The sequence below is a fragment of the Cellulomonas jepli genome, assembly GCF_047229345.1.
Classification (GTDB): Bacteria; Actinomycetota; Actinomycetes; order Actinomycetales; family Cellulomonadaceae; genus Cellulomonas_A.
This window is the reverse complement of the sequence record NZ_JBFTER010000055.1, coordinates 1-20419: the sequence shown is the minus strand read 5'-3', so window position 1 is coordinate 20419 and position 20419 is coordinate 1. Positions and strand designations below refer to the sequence as shown.

Annotated in this window: 17 protein-coding genes; 4 read left to right on the top strand and 13 right to left on the bottom strand. The window is 73.9% G+C overall.

Annotated elements, in window-relative coordinates:
• Positions 1-125: 125 nt before the first annotated feature.
• The 4 genes from AB6N24_RS13675 to AB6N24_RS13660 are packed head-to-tail and all read right to left on the bottom strand — an operon-like array spanning position 126 to position 6179.
• Positions 126-737, bottom strand: coding sequence for a GTP-binding protein (locus AB6N24_RS13675; protein WP_034628332.1), 612 nt, complete (start codon positions 735-737; stop codon positions 126-128).
• Positions 718-1095: a DUF742 domain-containing protein gene (locus AB6N24_RS13670; RefSeq protein ID WP_034628329.1), complete on the bottom strand. Its 378-nt coding sequence runs from the start codon at positions 1093-1095 to the stop codon at positions 718-720. Before AB6N24_RS13670 ends, AB6N24_RS13675 begins: the two co-directional genes overlap by 20 nt.
• Positions 1096-1102: 7 nt before the next feature.
• Complete coding sequence (locus tag AB6N24_RS13665) at positions 1103-1552, bottom strand: roadblock/LC7 domain-containing protein (RefSeq protein ID WP_034628326.1); 450 nt, start codon at positions 1550-1552, stop codon at positions 1103-1105.
• A gap of 46 nt (positions 1553-1598) precedes the next feature.
• On the bottom strand, positions 1599-6179 hold the full coding sequence (locus tag AB6N24_RS13660) for a nitrate- and nitrite sensing domain-containing protein (protein WP_412869942.1): 4581 nt from the start codon (positions 6177-6179) through the stop codon (positions 1599-1601).
• Positions 6180-6360: 181 nt separating this feature from the next.
• Here AB6N24_RS13660 and AB6N24_RS13655 point away from each other — a divergent pair, with 181 nt between their 5' ends.
• Positions 6361-7353: an NAD(P)H-quinone oxidoreductase gene (locus AB6N24_RS13655; RefSeq protein ID WP_412869941.1), complete on the top strand. Its 993-nt coding sequence runs from the start codon at positions 6361-6363 to the stop codon at positions 7351-7353.
• A 99-nt stretch (positions 7354-7452) separates the two neighbouring features.
• Here AB6N24_RS13655 and AB6N24_RS13650 read toward each other — a convergent pair whose 3' ends face one another.
• A complete protein-coding gene (locus tag AB6N24_RS13650) occupies positions 7453-8688 on the bottom strand; it encodes an AGE family epimerase/isomerase (RefSeq protein ID WP_412869940.1) in 1236 nt (411 codons plus the stop codon).
• Positions 8689-8752: 64 nt separating this feature from the next.
• Here AB6N24_RS13650 and AB6N24_RS13645 point away from each other — a divergent pair, with 64 nt between their 5' ends.
• Positions 8753-9454, top strand: coding sequence for a bacterial proteasome activator family protein (locus AB6N24_RS13645; protein ID WP_412869939.1), 702 nt, complete (start codon positions 8753-8755; stop codon positions 9452-9454).
• Positions 9455-9553: 99 nt separating this feature from the next.
• Here AB6N24_RS13645 and AB6N24_RS13640 read toward each other — a convergent pair whose 3' ends face one another.
• The 7 genes from AB6N24_RS13640 to serS all read right to left on the bottom strand — a co-directional run bounded on the left by AB6N24_RS13640 (position 9554) and on the right by serS (position 17661).
• A complete protein-coding gene (locus AB6N24_RS13640; protein WP_412869938.1) occupies positions 9554-10588 on the bottom strand; it encodes an EamA family transporter in 1035 nt (344 codons plus the stop codon).
• 233 nt (positions 10589-10821) lie between these two features.
• Positions 10822-11772, bottom strand: coding sequence for a carbohydrate ABC transporter permease (locus AB6N24_RS13635; RefSeq protein WP_412869937.1), 951 nt, complete (start codon positions 11770-11772; stop codon positions 10822-10824).
• Positions 11769-12779 carry a carbohydrate ABC transporter permease gene (locus tag AB6N24_RS13630; protein ID WP_412869936.1) on the bottom strand — a complete coding sequence of 337 codons (1011 nt, stop codon included), beginning with the start codon at positions 12777-12779 and terminating at the stop codon, positions 11769-11771. Before AB6N24_RS13630 ends, AB6N24_RS13635 begins: the two co-directional genes overlap by 4 nt.
• A 144-nt stretch (positions 12780-12923) precedes the next feature.
• Positions 12924-14294 carry an ABC transporter substrate-binding protein gene (locus AB6N24_RS13625; protein ID WP_412869935.1) on the bottom strand — a complete coding sequence of 457 codons (1371 nt, stop codon included), beginning with the start codon at positions 14292-14294 and terminating at the stop codon, positions 12924-12926.
• Between the two features lie 216 nt (positions 14295-14510).
• Positions 14511-15539: a LacI family DNA-binding transcriptional regulator gene (locus tag AB6N24_RS13620; protein WP_412869934.1), complete on the bottom strand. Its 1029-nt coding sequence runs from the start codon at positions 15537-15539 to the stop codon at positions 14511-14513.
• Positions 15540-15577: 38 nt separating this feature from the next.
• Positions 15578-16390 (bottom strand): HAD family hydrolase, encoded by an 813-nt coding sequence (locus AB6N24_RS13615; protein WP_412869933.1) that lies wholly within the window; start codon positions 16388-16390, stop codon positions 15578-15580.
• Positions 16387-17661, bottom strand: coding sequence for a serine--tRNA ligase (gene serS / locus AB6N24_RS13610; RefSeq protein WP_412869932.1), 1275 nt, complete (start codon positions 17659-17661; stop codon positions 16387-16389). The genes AB6N24_RS13615 and serS overlap by 4 nt, the downstream gene beginning before the upstream one ends.
• 163 nt (positions 17662-17824) lie before the next feature.
• On the opposite strand from serS, the gene AB6N24_RS13605 reads away from it, so the two are divergent.
• Positions 17825-19012: a diacylglycerol/lipid kinase family protein gene (locus AB6N24_RS13605; protein WP_412869931.1), complete on the top strand. Its 1188-nt coding sequence runs from the start codon at positions 17825-17827 to the stop codon at positions 19010-19012.
• Positions 19013-19088: 76 nt separating this feature from the next.
• Here the strand turns inward: AB6N24_RS13605 and pheA are convergent, their stop codons facing one another.
• Entirely contained in the window at positions 19089-20057 is a 969-nt protein-coding gene (gene pheA / locus AB6N24_RS13600) for a prephenate dehydratase (RefSeq protein ID WP_412869930.1), read from the bottom strand.
• Between the two features lie 178 nt (positions 20058-20235).
• Between pheA and AB6N24_RS13595 the strand changes: the two genes are divergently transcribed.
• The coding region (locus AB6N24_RS13595) for a hypothetical protein (RefSeq protein WP_412869929.1) at positions 20236-20419 on the top strand (184 nt) is incomplete at its 3' end.

Below are 20419 nucleotides of genomic sequence, written 5' to 3'. Positions count from 1 at the left end.
ACCGCGCGCGCCCCGGACGCCCCCGTCCGAGCGGAGCCCGGGCGCGCGGACCGAGCAACCCGGACACGCCACCGGCCGGCCCGCCACGAGGGAGGACCGGCCGGTGGTGAGGTCGGACGCGGGCGTCAGGCGCCGCGCAGCCGCTCCATGGCGAGCTGCACGAGCGCGATGAGCGCCTGCTTGGTCGCCGCGCGCGAGCGGGCGTCCGTGTAGAGGACCGGGACGTGCGCCGGGATGGCGAGCGCCTCGCGGACGTCGTCGAGCTGGTGCTTGGCGACGCCGTCGAAGCAGTTGACGCCCACGACGAACGGGATGCCCCGGCTCTCGAAGTAGTCGACGGCCGGGAAGCACTGGTCGAGGCGGTCGGTGTCCACGAGGACGACCGCGCCGATCGCGCCCCGCACCAGGTCGTCCCACATGAAGAGGAAGCGGTCCTGGCCCGGCGTGCCGAACAGGTAGAGCCACAGCGCACCCGGCAGGGCGATGCGACCGAAGTCCATCGCGACCGTCGTGGTGGTCTTGCGGTCGGAGACCCCGCCGGCGTCGTCGACGCCGACCGAGTGCTCCGTCATCGCGGCCTCGGTGTTCAGGGGCTCGATGTCGGAGATGGACCCGATGAAGGTCGTCTTGCCGACGGCGAAGCCACCGGCGACGACGATCTTGACGACAGTGGGCGCGACGCTGCCTGGAGTGCCCGCCGGGGCGGCCACTGCGGCGTCAGAGGGCGGAAATGCCATTGAGAACACTCTCCAGCACGCTCAGGGACAGGGCGGGGGACTGACCGGTGTGGACCTCAACCGGCTGGGACGTGTGCACACGGATGTACTTCGCGTCGGCGAGGTCGGAGACCAGGACCCGCACCACGCCGAGAGGCAGGTGCAGGAGGGCCGACAGCTCGGCGACCGAGATGTAGTTGTGTGCAGCGTGCTGCAGGATCGCCCGCTTCTCGGGGGGCAGCCCCTGGCTCGTGACGGCACCGGGCATGACCTCGACCAGAGCCTCGAGAGGCAGGTCGGAGCGTGCCGAGCGCACGCGGCCACCGGTCACGGCATAGGGCCGGACCGTCCTGGCCTCGTACTCGATGTGGTCGCTCATCGCGTCCTCACGCCACCGGGGTCCGGGTGGCGCCGTCGACGGGGAGCTGGCCGCGCATCTCGCTGATGAGCTGCGGGGTCAGCGTCGCCTCGGTCCGCGAGACGAGCATCGCCATCTCGTAGCCGATGAGGCCGACGTCGCAGCTCGCCTCGGCGACGACCGACAGGACGGAGCCGTTGGAGACGCTCATCAGGAAGAGGAACATGTTGTCCATCTCGATGATGGCCTGCCGCACCTCCCCCGCACGCAGCTGGCGGGCCGCGCCCCGGGTGAGGCTCGACATGCCCGAGACGATCGCCCCGAGCTGGTCGCCGCTGGTGCGGTCGAGCTGGTCGGACATGGCCATGAGAAGACCGTCGGCGGACACGACCAGCGTGTGCCGGGTGCCGGGCACGGTCCGGACGAAGTTGTCCAGGAGCCAGCCGAAGTTGGCTGCCTCGGTGCTGAGCGCTGTCACACTTCCTCCTTGCGGTGGCAGCCGGAGTTGACTGCGTGCTGTGTCGTCACCATGTCGGCGACGGCGGGGTGCTGTGCTGGTCGGCGGAGCCGATCAGCGGTTCGGAGCTCGTGGAGGCGGCCGATGCATCGTCCGGCGCCTCCGCGGCACGGCGACCGCGCGAGGTCCCCTGCTGGAAGCTCGACAGCCGCGAACGCAGCTGGTCGGCATCCCGGGGGTTCCCACGGTCGGACTCCGGCGCCGCGAGAGGCGGAGCAGCCGGGATCGCGTTCGGTACGCGCTTGGTGAGCGACGCACTTCCGGTCGAGCCGTTCATCGCGGCCGGCCGGTACGCGGACAGCTGGCTCAGCTCGGAGAGAGCCTGCTCCTGGATGTCGGAGCGGAGCGCCAGCATTGCAGCGACCTCGTCGTCCAGGGCACCGATGCGCGGTGCCGCTGACGGCGGAGGAACAGAGCGCGAGGACTCGGGGCCGCTCGCGGTGCCGGACGGGCGGGCAGCCCACTCCGGCGGGGCCCAGGACGCCGGGGGCGCCGCCGGGGCGGGACGGTCAGCCGTCGGCGGCCGGAAGAAGGCCGACAGCGGCTGGGGCGCACCGGAGCCCGGGTTCGCCGGCTCGGGAGCCGGGCTCGCCGGGGGCTGCCAGCTCCCGCCCGTGGGACGCGTGCTCTCACGCTGCGGGAACGGCGCCGAGGGCGGTGCCTGCGGGGCGGGCGGCGCGAACGTCGAGACCGGAGCCGGCTCAGGCTGCGCCGGGGCGGGGTCGGCCCAGGCCGAGGTCCGCAGACCCGCCGCGGGGGCAGGCTCGGACGTCGGCTGGAAGCCGCCCGCGAACGGCGACGGCGTGGCCGGGGTCCCGGCGCCCGGGGTCGGGGCGTCGTCCTTCTTGCGCCCGAAGAGCCCCCAGCGGCGACCCTTCTTCGAGTCGTCACCGGCGTCGCCGTTCACGAGGTCCGTGAACGCCGGCGCCTGCTCGGCGGGGCGCGTCGCGGCCCACGACGGGGTCGCAGCGCGCTCGGGAGCGGGAGCGGCGACCGGCGCCGGTGCGGCGGCGGGTGCCTCGGCCTCGGCGTGCGACTCCGCGAGGAGCTCGGCCTCGACCGGGGTGAACAGCTCCGTCTGGGCCTGGGCGTCCACGAAGGACGACCCACGCGGGCGGCGCTGGGCGAGCGGCTCCGGCTCGGGCTCGGCGGCGGCCCACGACTCGACGGCCGGGTCCTCCTCGAGCGCCGGGACGGTCCACTGCTCGGTCTCGGCGATGTGCGACGCGGGCTGCGCCCACGACGGGGAGTCGACCTGTGCGGGCTCCTCGTACGCCGGGGGGGCCGTCCAGCCGTGGTCGGCGGACGCGGGCTCCGGGCTCTCCCACGACTGCTCGGCGGCGGGCTGCGCGTCCCACGACTGCTCAGCAGCAGGCTGCGCGTCCCACGACTGCTCAGCAGCAGGCTGCGCGTCCCACGACTGCTCGGCCGCAGGCTCGGACCACGACTGCTGCGTGGTCTCGGGCTGCCAGCTCTCCTCGGCCGGGGCCGGGGCGTCGTGCTCGGCGGTGTCGCCGTTCCAGGCCCGCGACTCGTCGAGGATCGGCGCGAAGCCGTCCCGGACGTACGAGGCCGTGTAGGGCGAGGTGTAGCGCGGGGCCGGCTGGTCGGACTCGACCGGCGTCGCCCAGCCCGAGTAGCCGCTGTACGCGGTGAACTCCGGGTAGGCGCCCGTCGGGGGCGAGACCTCGTGGCGCGGCTCACGCGGGCGCTCGGCGACCGGCGTCGGCTCCCACGCCTCGGCGGCGGTGGACTGCTCGACGTGCTCGACCGGGGCGTGCGCCGCCGGGGCGTCCTCGACGCGGGGCGACCCGGACAGCGGCGCCGAGTCCTCCCACGCGGGGGTCGGGGACCACGCCTGCTCCTGCGGCGCCTGCTCGGGAGCCTGGTCCCAGCTCGACGTCGGTGCCCAGGGCGCGGGCTCCTCCGTGCGCTCGGGCGCCTGCTCCCAGGAGGCGGCCGGGGCCCACTCCTCGGCTGCCGGCGCGGCGGGCTGCTCGGCCGGGGCGTCCCAGCTCTGCGCGGGGGCCCACGACTCGGTCTCCTCGGCGACGGGCGCCGACGGCGTGGACGCGGCAGCGGCAGGCTGCTCGTCCCAGCCCTGGCTCCACGAGCCGGTGGAGGACTCGTCCTCGTCGGGCACGAGGCCCGGGACGACGAAGCCCTGCGAGGGACGCTGCGGGGCGTCCGCCTGCTCGTCGCGCTGCGGCGCGCCCGGGAGGTCGGCCGGAGCCGGCGCGGGCAGGTCGCCACGGGTGCGGAAGCCGGAGAACAGGCCGACGCGCGCCTCGGGTGCGGCAGGAGCGGCGGGGGCCGGAGCGGCCTCCTCCTCCGGCTGCGCCCAGGCCGGCGTCGCCGCGCGGGCACGGGTCGGCAGACCGGACTTGACCGGCGCCGCCTGGACCGCGGGGGTCCAGCCGGAGCTGTCCCCGGAGATCTCGGGCGACAGGGTCGTCGCCTGCGCCTGCGGGAGCACGATCTTGCTCTCGTCGAACGTCTTGTGGGACCGCTGCGGGAGCACCGGGTTCTGCGGCAGGGGGATCTCCGCGGAGTCCTCGTCGCCACGCAGACGCCGGCGGGGCAGACCGAGCGACGTCTCGCCGTCGGTCAGCGCCTGCAGGTCGACGGCCTCGACGACGGGTGCCTCCTCCGCGACCGGCATCCGGCGCTCGGGGGCCTGCGTCAGGGCCTGCTGCGGGGGCATCGAGCCGAAGACGGGGCTCTCGTTCGTCGTGAACAGCGTCACCGGGAACCGGACGGTCGTGACCGTGCCGGTGCCGCGCGGGCTCTTCGCGAGCGTGACCTCCGCACCGAGGCGGTGGGCGATGCGGCCGACGACGAAGAGGCCGAGGCGCTGCGCGCCCAGCGAGTCGCTGGCGGACGTGGAGCGGATCTTCTCGTTGGCCGACTCGAGCTCGGCGTCGGACATCCCGAGGCCGTGGTCGAGGACCTGGACGATCACGAACTCGCCGACGACACCCGTCTTGACCTCGACCGGCGTCTCCGGCTCGGAGAAGATCGTCGCGTTCTCGAGGAGCTCGGCGAGCAGGTGGGCCGCGCTCAGGGCGTTGAACCCGAGCATCTGCGGGTCGACCGTGAGGTCGAGCTCCACGCGGTCGTACTGCTCGATCTCCGACGAGGCGGTGCGGATGACGTCCGAGAGCGGCATGGCGTCGCGGACGCGGCGGCCCGAGTCGATGCCGGCCAGGACGAGGAGCGACTCCGCGTTGCGTCGCATTCGCGTCGCGAGGTGGTCGAGGCGGAACAGGTTCGCCAGGGTGTTCGGGTCTTCCTCGGAGCGCTCGAGCGAGTCGATGAACGACAGCTGGCGGTTGAGGAGGACCTGGTCACGACGGGCGACGTTGATGAACATCTCCGCGATCGAGCCACGCAGCGCGGCCTGCTCCTGCGCGACCTGGAGGGTCGTCGCGTTGACGGAGTTGAACGCGGCGGCCAGCTGGCCGACCTCGTCGGACGACTCGACCGGGATCTGCACGAGCTCCAGACCGGGCCCCTCGCCGGGGACCGCGACCTGCTCGACGAGCTTCGGGAGCTGCTCGCGGACGTCACCGGCCGCGGCCGTGAGGCGTCGCAGCGGGACGGTGATGCCTCGGGCGACGACGATCGCGAAGGCGAAGGACGCGACGGCGGCGAGCACCGAGATGACGATCGTGATGATCGCCGCGGTGCGCTCCGCCGAGGCGGCCACGTCGGCCTCGGCCTTGCCCTCGGCGAGCATCTCGATACGCACGTCGTTGATGCTGACGAGCTGCTTCTGGATGTCCTCGGTCCACGCGACGGGGTCGACCGCCGTCACGGAGCCGGCGTTACCGGTCGTGAGGAGGTTCCGCTTGCGCGTGAAGTCGGACGTCGGGTCCTCGCTGGGGAGGCGGATGTCCGTGTTGCCGAGCGCGGCCAGCGCGACGCGGGCGTTGGCACGGGCCAGCTCCGTCGACGTGGTCTGCGTGTCGAAGTTGCGGACCGCCGCAGGCGACGAGGCCTGCGTGAGGATGAGCCCCGTACCCTGCGTGAGCTCGTTCGCGAGGCTCTCGGCGAGGGTCACGAGCTCGTGGTACGCCGTGACGTACTGAGCGACCTCGCGGTTGTCCATCGTCTCCGCGACCTGACCGACGAGCTGGATCTGCCCGTTGATGATCTGGTCGTAGTTGCGCTTGATGATCGCGGCCTGCGAGTCGGTGTCGACCGACCGGCGCACCGCGGGGAGCATCTCGTTGTGCGCGAGCTGGGACTCGTCGAACGCCGCGAGCACGCTGTCCGGGAACTCGTCCCGGTCGATGCGTGCCGTCAGCGGCTTCAGCTCGGAGAGCGTCTTGTCCGTCGCGGCACGGGCCGCGTCCAGCTGGGCCTGGTCCCTCACGAGGGACAGCGAGAGTGCGCGCTCGGTCTGGAGGTTCGCCCCGAGGGGGGCGTACGCGTCCAGGACCTCCACGACGGTGGCAGCAGCGGCAGCGGTCTTCGCCGAGCGGAAAGCCCCGTACGAGATGTATCCACCAGCGATGAGCAGCACGATCATGGGCACGGCGAGGACAGCCAGAACCTTGGCGCGGATGCCAAGCCTGCGCAGCATGTCGACCTCTTTCCTTCACCCGACGCGGGCGTCGCACCGACGACGCCCGACGGAACCGCTCTGTGGAGAGGTTGCCGCACGCTTCTCATCGGCTACTGGACAGTGGACCATTAGCCCCGCGCAGAGTTTGCCACGACCTCACCCGCAGCGGTACGCCCCGGGTCCCCCTAACGTGGCGGTCATGCGAGCCGTCGTCGCCGCCCGCGCGGGCGGGCCGGATGTCCTGGTGTGTCACGAGATGCCCGATCCGGCTCCGGGACCCGGCGAGCTGCTGCTCGACGTGGTCGCCGCGGGCGTGAACCGGGCGGACCTCCTGCAGCGCGCGGGCAGCTACCCGCCGCCGCCCGGTGCGCCGGACTGGCCGGGCCTCGAGGTCTCGGGCGTCGTCGCGGCGCTCGGGGACGGCGTCCCGAGCCCCCAGGAGGGCGGCTGGGCGGTCGGTGACCGCGTCGCGGCGCTGCTCGCGGGCGGCGGCTACGCGTCCCGGGTGACCGTTCCTGCAGGTCACGTGCTCCCCGTGCCCGACGGCACCGACCTGGTCGACGCGGCGGGCCTGCCGGAGGCGGTGTGCACCGCGTGGTCCAACCTGGTCGACGTCGGCCGGCTCCGCGCGGGCGAGGTCGTCCTCGTGCAGGGGGGCTCCGGCGGCGTCGGGTCCGTCGCGGTGCAGCTCGCCGCGGCGCTCGGGGCCCGGGTCCTGGCGACCGCGGGGGGTCCGGAGCGGGCCGCGCGGTGCGAGGAGCTCGGTGCGGCGCTCGGGATCGACCACCGGGCCGGCCTTTTCACCCGGGCCGTGCACGACGCGACGGCGGGTCGAGGGGTCGATCTGGTGCTCGACGTGCTCGGCGCGGGCGCTCTCGCGGACAACCTGGAGGTGCTCGCGACCGACGGGCGGCTCGTCGTCATCGGGCTGCAGCGCGGCCGGCGGGCCGAGATCGACCTCGGGCAGCTCCTCACGAAGCGGCTCAGCGTCGCCGGGACGACGCTGCGCTCACGCCCGTCCGCCGAGAAGACGGCGCTCGTCGCCGCGGTGCGGGAGCACGTGTGGCCGATGCTCGCCGACGGGCGCGTCCGGCCGGTCGTGCACGCCCGCCTCCCGCTCGAGCGGGCCGCGGACGCGCACCGCCTGCTCGACTCGGGCGAGGTCTTCGGGAAGGTCCTGCTGACGACCTGACCCTCGGAGCGCCACGCGCGACTCCTGTGCGGGGTCGCGCGCCGCTCTCGCGCACGCCCGGCGCCCGGCGCCCGGCGGAGCGGGTCAGGTCAGGTCAGGTCAGGTCAGGTCGAGCGCACCCGCCGCGAGCGCCGGGGCCAGCACCGGGGTGAGCGGCAGACGCGGGACCAGCGTCGCCTGCACCGCGTGGTACAGGTCGGCCTTGCCCTCCCACACGGTGCGCGAGACCTGGTTGTCCGTGCCGAGCTCGTGCCACCACGACCCGCCCTCGCGGTCGAGCAGGAACAGCGCCGCGTAGTCCCACCACGTGCGGTACCAGGTGTCGAACCGCTCGTCGCCCGTCGCGGCGTGCAGGGCGGCTGCGGCGGCGATGCCCTCGGCGACGACCCAGTGCATGCGCTCGCGCACGACGGGGGCGCCGGCCCAGTCGACGGTGTAGACGAAGCCCGGCGCGCCGTCGACGTCCCAGCCCTCGGCGACCGACGCGTCGAACAGCGCGACCGCGTCGTCGAGCATCCAGTCCGGCGCGACGTCGCCGCGGGCGGTGAGCGCCGCGCGGGCGTGCAGCGTGAGGCGCGCCCACTCGAGCCAGTGGCCGATCGTCGCGCCGTACGGGCGGAACGGGTGCGCGGGGGTGTCGGCGTTGTACTCGAGGTCGGGCTGCCACGCGGAGTCGAAGTGCTCGGGGATCCGCCACCGGTTCTCGCGCGCGTACCCGTGCACGACCCGCTCGACGACGCGCACGGCCCGGTCGAGCCACACGCGGTGCCCGGTCACGTCGGCCGCGGCCAGGTACGCCTCGACGGTGTGCATGTTGGCGTTGACGCCGCGGTACGCGTCGAGCTCGGTGAACGTGCGGTCCCAGCTCTCGACGGCCATGCCGGCCTCGTCGTCCCAGAAGTGCTGCTCCGAGACCGCGAGCGCCTCGTCGAGCAGCGCCCGCGCGCCGGGCCGTCCCGCGGCGGTCGCGCTGGACGCCGCGAGCACGACGAACGCGTGCGGGTAGGCGGCCTTGTCCGCGTCGAGCGGTCCGTCGGGGCCGACCTCGGCGAACCAGCCGCCGTGCTCGCGGTCGCGGAACAGCCCGTCGAGCGCCGCGAGCCCGTGGTCGACGAGCGCGCCCGAGCCCGGGCGGCCCAGCAGCACGCCGAGCGCGTACACGTGGGTCATGCGGCACGTGATCCACAGCTCCGCGGGGCCGTCGACCGGAGCCCCCTGCTCGTCGAGCCGCGCGAACCCGCGCCCCGGGACCGCGGACGGTCCACCGAAGGCCAGCAGCCGGTCCGTCTCCTGCTCGAGCCAGCGGGCATGGGCAGGGGTCGCGAGCCACGTCATGCGTGTCAGCCTATCCAGGCGCCGACCGCCTGCGGCGCGGGCGCGATGGGACGAGAATGCCCCGATGAGCGAGCACACGAGCGACGAGCACGCCCCCGACTCCCCCGCCGGTCGGACGCCCACCGAGCCGGGGTCCGGCACCCCCGCCGCCGACGAGCCGACCGCGCACGCCCTGCCGGTCGACGGGCGGCACGGCCCCCGCGTCGTCGTGGTCGGGCCGGACGGCCGGCCCGTCGCCCCGGCGGAGCACCGCGCGGACGCCGAGCCGAACGACGACGGCGCGGGCGACGGCGCGGGCGGCGAGGACCCGGCGACGATGGTCGGGCAGCCCGCGAAGGTCATGCGGATCGGGACGATGATCAAGCAGCTGCTCGACGAGGTCCGCAGCGCGCCGCTGGACGACGCCGCCCGCGCGCGGCTCGCCGAGGTGCACGAGCGGTCGCTGCGCGAGCTCGAGGAGGGCCTGTCCCCGGAGCTGCTCGACGAGCTGCACCGGATCACGCTGCCGTTCTCGGAGGACCGGGCGCCGAGCGACGCCGAGCTGCGGATCGCGCAGGCGCAGCTCGTGGGGTGGCTCGAGGGCCTTTTCCACGGGATCCAGACGGCGCTCGTCGCGCAGCAGATGGCGGCCCAGGCGCAGCTCACGCAGATGCGCCGTGCGCTGCCGCCCGGGGCCGCAGTGCCGGGCGGGCTGGGCGGCCCGGCGCACGGCGCGCCCGGCGGGGAGCCCGCCGACCCCCGGCAGCGACCCGGGCAGTACCTGTAGAGCGGCTGCATCGCGTGGTGCGACCTGGAGAGGGGCCGCGTCGCGCGGTCCGACCTCTCACGGGGCCGCGTCGCGCGGTGCGACCTGGAGCGGCGCGCGTCACGCGGTCCGGCGGGCCGTGAGCACGATCGCGACCGAGACGAGCGCGAGCCCGGCGACCTCTCCCCAGCCCGGGAGCTGGCGCAGGACGACGACGCCCGTGACGGCCGCCGTCGCCGGGAGCATCGCGAGCAGCACCGCGAAGGTCGCGGCGGTCACCCGGCGCAGCACGACCTGCTCGATCGCGTAGGGCACGACCGACGAGAACACGGCGATGCCGACCACGAGCAGGAGCAGGTGCGGGTCGCGCAGCACGGGTGCGGCGGGCGACGCGAGGAACGGCGCGAAGACGAGCGCACCGACCGTCATGGCCACGGCGAGCGACGAGACGCCGTCGGGGCGCGCACCCCCGGCGGGCGCCGCCCCGCCGGACCGCGGACCGGCGGCTCCCGCGTCGTCGGCCACCGCCTCGTCGCGCCCGGCCAGGTCGCGCACCGCGCCACCCGAGGACGGGTCCCCCGCGCCGGCGTCGTCGGGCACCCCAGCGGCCCCAGGACCCGTGCCGGCCTCGGCGCGCCCGTGCGCCACGCGCCGCCCGAGCAGGATGTAGCCCGCCCAGCACACGGCCGAGACGCCGATCGCGACCAGGCCGCGCCCGGCGTCCGGACCGGCGTCGAGGCTGACCCCGGCCAGCAGCACCACGCCGGCCGCGGCGACGGCGATCGCGACACGCTCGCGCACGGTCCGCCCGGTCAGTGCGGCGACCGCGACGGGGCCGGCGAACTCGACCGCGACCGCGGTGCCGAGCGGCAGCACCTCGATCGCGACGTAGAAGGCGACGTTCATCGCGGCGAGCACCGCGCCGAACAGCGCGGACGCGAGCAGGTCCCCGCGGGTCCACCGGAAGCGCCACGGCCGGCGCCACGCGAGGAGCACGAGCGCCGAGACGGCGATGCGCAGCCACGCGACGGTCGGGGAGGTGAGCACCGCGAAGAGCCCGACGGCGAGGGCGGCGCCGAGGTACTGCGTGAGCCCGGAGCCCAGGAACAGCACCGGCGCGGGTATCCCTCGGGCGGCGCGCACGTCGGCCGTCATGCGTCTCCCCCGGGTCGTCGGACGGGCAGCCGGCAGCGTGCGCGCCCCGAGCAGCGTACGAGCAGCGGGCGGGCGGGCCGACGGACCGCCGACGCGGACCGGCGGGCAGCCCGTGAACCGCCGACGGGGACCCGGTCGGCACAGCACGGCCGGCCCCGGACGCGCCGACCGCCCGCCCCGAGGAACCGGGACGGGCGGTCGGTGCTGCCGTGGTGGTGCGGGCGTCCCGCGGGTCAGCCCTTGACGGACCCCGCGAGCAGCCCGCGCACGAAGAACCGCTGCAGCGCGAGGAACACGACCAGCGGCACGATCATCGACACGAACGCGCCGGCCGAGAGGATGTGCCACTGCGCCCCGCGGGTGCCGGCGAGCTCGGCGACGCGGACCGTGAGCGGCGCGACCTCGGTCGAGCCGCCCGCGAAGGTCAGGGCGACGAGCAGGTCGTTCCACACCCAGAGGAACTGGAAGATCGCGAACGACGCGATCGCCGGGGTGAGGAGCGGCATGAGCACCTGGAAGAAGATCTTCACGTGCCCGGCACCGTCGACGCGCGCGGCCTCGACGAGCGACGGCGGGATGTCCTTCATGAAGTTGTGCAGCAGGAAGATCGCGAGGGGCAGCGCGAAGATCGAGTGCGAGAGCCAGATCGTCCAGAACGAGCCCGCGAGCCCCCAGTCCACGTACTGCGTGAGCAGCGGGATGAGCGTGACCTGGATCGGGATGACCTGGAGCGCGAAGACCGCGACGAACAGCAGGTTGCGGCCCTTGAAGTCGATCCACGCGAACGCGTACGCCGCGAGCAGCGCGAGCGAGATCGGGATGACCACCGCCGGGATCGTGATGACGAGCGAGTTCACGAAGAACGTGGAGAACGCCGTCGAGCTGCCGAACAGCACGTCGGTGTAGTTCTCGAGCGTGACCCCGGGGTTCGAGAGGAACGTCCACCAGCCGGTGCGGCGGATCTCGAGGCGCGGCCGGAACGACGTGAGCAGCAGCCCGAACGTCGGGATCGTCCACGCGATGGCGATGATGATGGCCAGGGTCGACGCCCACGGCGAGCTGATCTTCCCCTTGGCCGCGGCGGCGCGCTTCTCGAGCCGCGACAGCCGGCCGGGCTCCCGGCGTCCCTTGGCGGCCTGCTGGGCGCCCTCGACGAGCTCGATGCTCGGGATCCCTGTGCTCATCGGATGTCCTCGGAGAGTCGGAGCTGGCGGACGTTGTAGACGACGAGCGGGATGACGAGCACGAACAGGATGACCGCGAGCGCAGCACCGAGCCCGACCTCGCGGATGCGGAAGCTCTGGTTGTAGAACTCGTTGGCGACGACCGAGGTGCCGAAGTTGCCGCCGGTCATCGTCCGGACGATGTCGAAGACCTTGAGCGTGCCCATGGCGATCGTCGTCACGACGACGACGAGGGCGGGCCGGATGCTCGGGACGGTGATGTAGCGGAACATCCCGATGCCGTGCAGGCCGTCGAGCCGCGCGGCCTCGACGATGTCGTCCGGGATGGCCTTGATCGCGGCGGACAGGACGGTCATGGCGAAGCCGGCCTGGATCCAGATCATGACCGCGATGAGGAACAGCGTGTTGACGGGCGGGTTGAGCAGGAACTGCTGCGGCTCGAGCCCGATCCACACGAGGAGCTGGTTGAGCAGCCCGATCTGGTTCACGTTCTTCTGGTCGGGGCGGTACTCGTAGACGAACTTCCAGATGATCGACGCGCCGACCATCGAGATCGCCATGGGCAGGAACACGAGGGTCTTCGCGAGGTACTCGAAGCGGGTGCGGTCGACGAGCACCGCGTAGACGAGCCCGACGAACGTCGCGACGATCGGGACGAGGATCACCCACATCAGGGTGTTGCGCAGGACGGTCTGGAAGGCCTCCTCACCGAAGGCCGTCGCGTAGTTCTCGAGCCCGACGAAGTTCTGGCCGGTGCGGTCGAACAGCGAGGCCCAGATGGTCCGGATCCCGGGGTACACGAGACCGAACGCGAGCCCGAGGATCGTCGGGCCGAGGAACGCCACGGGCACGACCCACGGCGGGACGCGCTTGGGCCGGTCGACCGCGAGGAGGATCGCCCCCATCACGATCACGAACAGCGCGATCGCGACGAACATCAGGGCGAACTTGTGCCCGACGTCGTCCGCCTGCGTCAACCACTCGGTGACGGGCGAGAACTGCACCATGCTCCACCTCCACGACTTGTGACCGGCCACCGGCGACGGCGCCACCGGGTACGTGACGGGCCGCGGCGGGCGCCCCTGGAGGGGGACGCCCGCCGCGGCCTGGTGCGTGGCCTCCGCGGTCCGGGCGGACCTAGGAGGCGACGGTCACGAGGTCGGCCAGGAGGCCTCGATCGCGGACAGCACGTCCTCGTCGGACTTGTCGTTCGCGACCCACGCCGTCATCTCCGTCCAGAACGACCCGGTGCCCACGGCACCCGGCATCTGGTCGGAGCCGTCGAAGCGGAACGTGTACTCGTCGCTCGTGAGCAGCTCGAACGCGAGCTGGTCGATCGGGGACTTGATGAGCTCCGGGTCGAGGCCGTTGTTCGCGGAGAACCAGCCCTGCGCCGTGACGCTCGCCTTGGAGTTCGCCCACTCGGGGCTCGAGAGGAACGCCTGGAACGCCTCGACCTCGGGACGGTCGCTGAACGCCGTCACGAACTCGCCGGCACCGAGCAGCGGCTTGTCGTCCTCGGACACGCCGGGCAGGTAGAACGCGTAGACGTCGCCGTCCTCGGAGACCTCCAGCGACTCGTCCCAGTTGGCCTGGTAGAAGTTGGCCGCGCGGTGCAGCCAGCAGGTGCCGTCGGGGATCCCGTTGGCCGACTCGTTCCACGCCGCCGTCGCGATCGACTGGACGTTGCCGAGGCCGCCGTTGACGTACTCGTCGTTCTTGAGGATCTCCCCGACCGTGCCGAGCGCCTCGACGATCTGCGGGTCGTTGAAGGGGATCTCGTGGTTGACCCACTGGTCGTACACGTCGGCGCCCGCGGTGCGGAGCACGACGTCCTCGAGCCAGTCGGTGGCCGGCCAGCCGGTGGCGTCACCGGACTCGATGCCGGCGCACCACGGCACGCCGCCGTCGTCGACGATCTGCTGGCTCAGGTCCATGAGCTCGTCCCACGTCGTGGGGATCTCGTAGCCGGCGTCCTCGAACGCCAGCGGCGAGTACCAGACGAACGACTTCACGTTCGCGCCGAGCGGCGTCGCGTAGAGCGTGCCGTCGACCGTGCCGTAGTTGACCCACTCCTCGGTGTAGAACTCCGTGGCGTTGTCGATCACGGACTGCGGCGCGGGGACGACCTGGTCGGGGAAGTCCGCGACGAGCGACTTGAGGAAGCCGGGCTGCGGGACGTAGGCGATGTCCGGCGGGTTGCCGGCCGTCAGGCGCACGGGGAGCTGCGCCTCGAACTCGCGCGAGCCCTCGTAGTCGATCTCGACGCCGGTGCAGTCGACGAACGGCTGGTAGGAGTTGATCTGCTCCTCGGACTCGGGGTCGACGATCGAGGTGTAGACCGAGACGGTCTTGCCCGACAGGTCCCCGTACTCCTCGTACGCGCTGCAGTCCGTGTCGCCCGCGGTCTCCTCGGCGTCGCCGCCACCGCCGTCGCCGCCCGAGCACGCTGCCAGGAGGAGGGTGAGCCCCGCCCCTGCTGCCACTACCGCGGTCCCGCGGCGCCTGCGCATGCCGTTCATCTGACCTCCACGTCGTTGTGCGTCACGGGCGGCCCGCACCGACGTGCGTCCTCGGCGCCCGCAACCTTGCTGACGATGCAAGCGTTTACATTCCCTTGCCGCAAGCCGAAACCCCAGATCAGCGGGTCACGATTGCGTCACAAAGGCGACGACTCGCCCGAAGGCACCGGCCGCTCACCGGGTGCTCACCGGACCCGCACCGGCCGGGACTCAACCTCACCGCCCGACGAGGGCGCCGACGCGCGGCACCGCGGTGGACGACCGCACGAGCAGCTCGGTCTGGAACACCACGTCGCGCGGCGGCAGCGGCTCGCCCGAGACGCGGTCGAGCAGCACCCGCGCCGCCGCGCCGCCCTGCCGGACGGCGGGCTGCACCATGGTCGTCAGCCCGACGAGCTCACCGAGCGCGTGACCGTCGACGCCGACGACCGAGAGGTCCTCCGGCACGCGCAGCCCCCGGTCGCGGGCCGCCAGCACGACGCCCATCGCCATCTCGTCGGACGCCGCGAACACGCTCGTGACGTCCGGCCGCCGGTCGAGCAGGACGTGCGTCGAGGCGCGCCCGCCGTCGACGTCGTAGCGCCCGTCGACCTCGAGGTCGCGGTCCGCCGCGAGGCCCGCGCCCGCGAGCGCCCCGCTCCACCCCGTGCGCCGCCACCACGACGGCGCCGACGGACCGTCGTCGACCACCGCACCCGTGACGTGCCCGACGACGCGGTGCCCGAGGTCGAGCAGGTGCTGCGTCGCGACCCGGGCCGTGCGCGCGTCGTCGAGGCGCACGACCACGTGCCCCGGCGCGCCCGAGCCGACGAACACGACCGGCACCCCGAGGTCCTCGACGACCCGCACCTCGTCGGGTACGAGCGGGCCGCCGACGACGATCACGCCGTCGACCCGGCGGCGCAGCGCCCCCGGGTCGAGCCGGCGGCGCGGCCGCTCGCGCTCCATGTCGAACGTGTGCAGCAGCGCGTCGTACCCGTGCTCCCGCAGCGCCTGCTCCGCGCCCTCGATGACCTCGGCGTGGAACCAGTGGTTGACCCACGGGGAGATGATCCCGACCGTGCGGGTCCGACCCGTCGCGAGGCTCGCCGCCGTCGGGGACGCGACGTACCCGAGGTCGTGGGCGACGGCAAGCACGTGGTCGCGCGTCGCAGGGGCGACCCCCGGGATCCCGCGCAGCGCGCGCGACACGGTCGCCGTGGAGACCCCGGCGACCCGGGCCACGTCCTCGATGCCGTGCGCCATGTCAGGGATTGTCCACCCCGGACGCGCGCGACGGCTCGTCAGACGAGCAGGCTCCGCAGCACCTCGAGCGCGCCGTCGTCGTCGATCGTGCCGGTCACCTCGTCCGCGGCGGCCCGCACGGGCTCCGCGGCGTGGCCCATCGCGACCCCGCGCGCGGCCCACCGCAGCATCTCGAGGTCGTTGTTGCCGTCGCCGATCGCGACCGTCGCGAACGGCTCGACGCCGAGCGCGCGCCGCAGCTCCTCGAGCGACGTGCCCTTGGAGACCCCGCCCGGCGACAGGTCGAGCCACGCCGACCAGCCCACCGCGTAGGACACCTCGTGCAGGCCGACGCGCTCGACGAGCGCGTGGAACTCCTGCGGCGTGCCGTGCGGGTCGCGCATGATCACGCGGGTCACCGGCTCGCTGCACAGCTCCTCGAAGGAGACGACGCGGTGGTCGCCGCCGAGCTCCTCCGCGGGGAACGGCGCGCTCACCCGGAACCCCGTGCCGACGTCCTCGACCGCGTACAGCGCGTCGGGCAGCTCGAGCCGGAGCACCCGCAGCACGGGCTCCGGGTCGAAGCGGATGACCTCGGTCACCTCGTACCCGGCGTCGAGCGACGGGTCGAGCCGCAGCGTCACCGCGCCGTTCGAGGCGATCACCCAGCCGCTGTCCAGACCGAGGTCATGGGCGACGGGGACGACCGACACCGCGGACCGCCCGGTCGCGAGCACGACGTGCGCCCCCGCGTCCCGCAGCGCGTGCACGGCCTCGCGCACCTCGGGCGAGATGACGCCCGCGTAGGACATCAGGGTCCCGTCGACGTCGAGGGCGACGAGGCTGCTCGCCACGCTGCGGGTGTGGCTCATCGCACCGGCTCCAGGGTCTCGAGCCCGCCGAGGTACGGACGCAGCCCCACGGGGACGCGCACCGACCCGTCGGGCTGCTGGTGGTTCTCCAGGATCGCGACGATCCAGCGGGTCGTCGCGAGCGTGCCGTTGAGCGTCGCCACGGGCCGGAGCTCCCCGGTCGCGGTGCGCTCGCGGACGCCCAGGCGCCGGGCCTGGAACGTCGTGCAGTTCGAGGTCGAGGTCAGCTCGAGGTAGCGCTCCTGCGTGGGCAGCCACGCCTCGCAGTCGAACTTGCGGGCCGCGCTCGACCCGAGGTCTCCCGCCGCGGTGTCGATGACCCGGTACGGCAGCTCGGCGAGCCGGAGCATCTGCTCCTCCCAGCCGAGGATGCGCCGGTGCTCGTCGGCGGCGTCCTCGACGGTCGTCCAGCTGAACGCCTCGACCTTGTGGAACTGGTGCACGCGGATGATGCCGCGGGTGTCCTTGCCGTACGAGCCGGCCTCGCGGCGGTAGCACGCCGACCAGCCCGCGTACCGCTTGGGGCCCGCAGTCAGGTCGAGGATCTCGCCCGAGTGGTAGCCGGCGAGCGCGACCTCGCTCGTGCCCACGAGGTAGAGGTCGTCGGCCTCGAGCCGGTACACCTCGTCGGCGTGCGCGCCGAGGAACCCGGTGCCGGCCATGACCTCGGGCTTGACCAGCGTCGGGGTGATGACGGGCGTGAACCCGGCTCCGAGCGCGAGGTCGACGGCCGCGTTGAGCAGCGCGAGCTCGAGCCGGGCCCCGATTCCCGTGAGGTAGTAGAACCGGGCGCCCGAGACCTTGGCGCCGCGCTCGGTGTCGATCGCCGCGAGCCGCTCCCCGAGGTCGAGGTGGTCCCGCGGCGTGAAGCCCTCGGCGGCGAAGTCCCGCGGGGTCCCCTCGTGGCGCAGCACCACGTAGTCGTCCTCGCCGCCGGGCGGGACGCCGTCCTCGATCACGTTGCCGATGCTGCGCGCGAGGTCCGTGGCGACCCGCTCCGCCTCGTCGGCCTCCGCCTGGAGCGCCTTGACGCGCTCCGAGAGCGCCTTGCCGTGCGCGAGCAGCTCGGCCTTCTCGTCGCCCGTCGCCGCCGCGACCTTCTTGCCGTGCTGCTTCTGCTCGGCGCGCAGCTGCTCGAACTCCGTGAGGGCCGAGCGGCGCCGGGAGTCCGTCTCGAGCACCCGGTCGACGAGGTCGGGGTCGTCGCCGCGCGCACGCTGGCTGGCACGGACGAGCTCGGGGTCCTCCCGCAGGAGTCGAAGGTCGATCACCGTCCGAGCGTATCGAGAGGTCCGACGACTGCGTCACGGGCATAACGGACGGGTCGTCGGCGCCGAGCCCCTCGGCGCCCCCGTCTCGTCCCCTCGGGGTGACCTGCGCCTCGGTGCCGCGCCGCCGCGCGCGCCGCGGCGCACCTGCCCCTAGGTTGACCGCATGACATGGGAGGGCTGGCTCGCGCTCGCGGCCGCACTGATCGCGACGGTCTCGCTCGGGCTCGGGCTCTCGCTGCGCGGGCGGCAGCGGGACATGCAGGCGAGCGTCGAGACCGCACGCGCCGAGACCCGCGAGGTCGTCGAGGCCGCCGAGGTGCAGCGACCGCTCGTCGCGTTCGTGGCCAACCCGTCGAAGCCCGACGTGGCCGACCTGCGCGACGGCGTCGTGCGCGCCGTCACCGAGCGCGGGTACCCCGAGCCGCTGTGGATCGAGACGAGCGTCGAGGACCCGGGCGTCGGCCAGACGCGCGAGGCCGTCGAGCGCGGCGCCAAGGTCGTCGTCGCGGTCGGCGGCGACGGGACGGTCCGCGCGGTGGCCGAGGGGCTCGTCGGCACCGGGGTGCCGATGGCCCTCCTGCCGTCCGGCACCGGGAACCTCCTCGCCCGCAACCTCGACATCCCCGTGACCGACGCCCCCGAGGCGCTGCGCATCGCGCTCGCGGGCCAGGACAGGACGATCGACGTGGGCTGGCTGCGGATCACGAAGTTCGCGCCCGAGGGCGAGGGCGTCGAGGGCCCCCCGTCCCCGCCCGGGACCCCGATGCACGAGCCGATCGACACGACGTCCGAGACGACTCCCGAGGCGCCGGCCGACCAGGACCACATCTTCCTGGTCATCGCCGGCCTCGGCTTCGACGCCGCGATGGTCGCCGACACCGACGACAACCTCAAGGCGCGCGTCGGCTGGATGGCCTACTTCGTGTCCGGCATCAAGCACCTGCACGGCCGCCGCCTGCGCACGATGGTCCGGCTCGACGACCACCAGCCGACACCCGTGCGCCTGCGCAGCCTGCTCATCGGCAACTGCGGCAAGCTGCCCGGCGGCATCACGCTCCTGCCCGACGCGGTGCTCGACGACGGCTGGCTCGACGTCGCGGCCATCGACACCCGCGGCGGGGTCGCAGGCTGGGCTCAGCTGCTCGGCGAGGTCGCGCTGCAGGGTGTCGGGGTCAAGACCGACCTGCCCAACAAGATCGGGCGCATCGACCACGCGCGGGCACGCCACATCCGCGTGCGCGTCGCGGGCGGCGAGCACGTGCAGGTCGACGGGGACCTCGTGGGCCGCGCGCTCGAGATCACCGCGCGCGTCGACAAGGGCGCGCTCGTGGTGCGGGTGCCGAGCCTCTGACGGGTCCGGAGCAGCCCGTCGACCTGCCGCACGCCGGGAGGTCGACCGGCCCGGGGCTCCCCGCGACGGGCCTGCGTCAGACGACCTCGCCGCGCCGGAGCGTCGCGAGCCACCCGCGCGCGTCACGGAAGTCCGCGTCGGCGGTGCCCGTGTGCACGTCGGCCCGGACGCCGTCGGCCCGCGGGTACGAGCCGAGGAACCGCACGTGCGGGCACACCCGGTGCAGCCCCATGAGCGCCTCGCCCATGCGCTCCTCCGCGATGTGCCCCTCGGCGTCCATCGAGAAGGAGTAGCGGCCGAGCTCGTCGCCGATCGGGCGGGACTCGATGCGCGAGAGGTTCACGCCGCGCACCGCGAGCTGCTCGAGCATCGTGAGCAGGGCCCCGGCCTCGTTGCTCGGCAGGTGCACGACGATCGTCGTCTTGTCGGCGCCCGTCGGCGGCGGGACCTCGCCGGGGCGGCCGATCACGACGAAGCGCGTCACGGCGTTGTCGTGGTCGGCGACGTCCGTGGCCAAGGTGTGCAGGCCGTAGTGCTGGACCGCGGGCGGCGGGACGAGCGCCGCGTCGAACCCCGGGCCGTCGGGCCCGCTCACGGGGCGCCCGGTCGCGACCTGCTCGGCGATGAGCGACGCGGGAGCCGTGTTCGACGTCGCGGGCACGTGCACCACGTCGGGCAGGTTCTCCGCGAGCCAGCGCCGGCACAGCGCCCACGCGTGCGGGTGCGCGCTCAGGCGGTGCACCCCGTCGAGCGTGACGCCGGCTCCCGCGGCGAGGGTGAAACCGACGGGCACGAGCACCTCGCGCAGCAGCACGAGCGGCGTGCCGACCGCGAGCGCGTCGAGCGTCGCGGTCACACCGCCCTCGGCGGTGCTCTCGATCGCCACGACCGCCCGGTCCGCGGCCCCGGTCCGGACCGCCTCGATCGCCGAGACGACGTCGGCCTGCGGCAGGTACTGCGCCTCGTCGGGGCTCACGACCTGACGCAGCGCGGCCTCGGTGAACGTCCCGGCGGGGCCGAGGTAGGCGTAGCGCAGTGCGTCCATGCGGAGTCCTCCGTGGTGCTCGGCTGTCGGTCGGGGCGACGGTGCACGCCCGCGCGTGCGGAGCGGGCGTGGACGTCCCGTGCACGCGTGCGGGGGTGGTCGTGGACGTCCCGGGCGGTCCTGGGGCGACGGCAGGGCCACCGGCCCGACGAGCCTAGTGCGACCGTAGGCTGGACCGGTGCCCCTCCCCCACGTCGTGCGCCCGGCCCTGCCGGCGCGTGCCCCGCGCGCCGTCCCGAGGCGGACCGTCGGCCGGGCCCTGACGGGGACGCTCACCGTGGCCCTGGCCGCGGTGCTGACGCTGGCCCCGGCGCTCGGGCTCGCCGCCGCGGCCGGTGCAGCCGCCGCCGCCCCCGCGGACG

Excerpts from the sequence above, each read along its gene's own strand:
- AB6N24_RS13675 (WP_034628332.1), bottom strand. The coding sequence starts at position 737 with ATGGCATTTCCGCCCTCTGACGCCGCAGTGGCCGCCCCGGCGGGCACT.
- AB6N24_RS13670 (WP_034628329.1), bottom strand. The coding sequence starts at position 1,095 with ATGAGCGACCACATCGAGTACGAGGCCAGGACGGTCCGGCCCTATGCC.
- AB6N24_RS13660 (WP_412869942.1), bottom strand. The coding sequence starts at position 6,179 with ATGCTGCGCAGGCTTGGCATCCGCGCCAAGGTTCTGGCTGTCCTCGCC.
- AB6N24_RS13655 (WP_412869941.1), top strand. The coding sequence starts at position 6,361 with ATGCGAGCCGTCGTCGCCGCCCGCGCGGGCGGGCCGGATGTCCTGGTG.
- AB6N24_RS13650 (WP_412869940.1), bottom strand. The coding sequence starts at position 8,688 with ATGACGTGGCTCGCGACCCCTGCCCATGCCCGCTGGCTCGAGCAGGAG.
- AB6N24_RS13645 (WP_412869939.1), top strand. The coding sequence starts at position 8,753 with ATGAGCGAGCACACGAGCGACGAGCACGCCCCCGACTCCCCCGCCGGT.
- AB6N24_RS13640 (WP_412869938.1), bottom strand. The coding sequence starts at position 10,588 with ATGACGGCCGACGTGCGCGCCGCCCGAGGGATACCCGCGCCGGTGCTG.
- AB6N24_RS13635 (WP_412869937.1), bottom strand. The coding sequence starts at position 11,772 with ATGAGCACAGGGATCCCGAGCATCGAGCTCGTCGAGGGCGCCCAGCAG.
- AB6N24_RS13630 (WP_412869936.1), bottom strand. The coding sequence starts at position 12,779 with ATGGTGCAGTTCTCGCCCGTCACCGAGTGGTTGACGCAGGCGGACGAC.
- AB6N24_RS13625 (WP_412869935.1), bottom strand. The coding sequence starts at position 14,294 with ATGAACGGCATGCGCAGGCGCCGCGGGACCGCGGTAGTGGCAGCAGGG.
- AB6N24_RS13620 (WP_412869934.1), bottom strand. The coding sequence starts at position 15,539 with ATGGCGCACGGCATCGAGGACGTGGCCCGGGTCGCCGGGGTCTCCACG.
- AB6N24_RS13615 (WP_412869933.1), bottom strand. The coding sequence starts at position 16,390 with ATGAGCCACACCCGCAGCGTGGCGAGCAGCCTCGTCGCCCTCGACGTC.
- AB6N24_RS13605 (WP_412869931.1), top strand. The coding sequence starts at position 17,825 with ATGACATGGGAGGGCTGGCTCGCGCTCGCGGCCGCACTGATCGCGACG.
- pheA (WP_412869930.1), bottom strand. The coding sequence starts at position 20,057 with ATGGACGCACTGCGCTACGCCTACCTCGGCCCCGCCGGGACGTTCACC.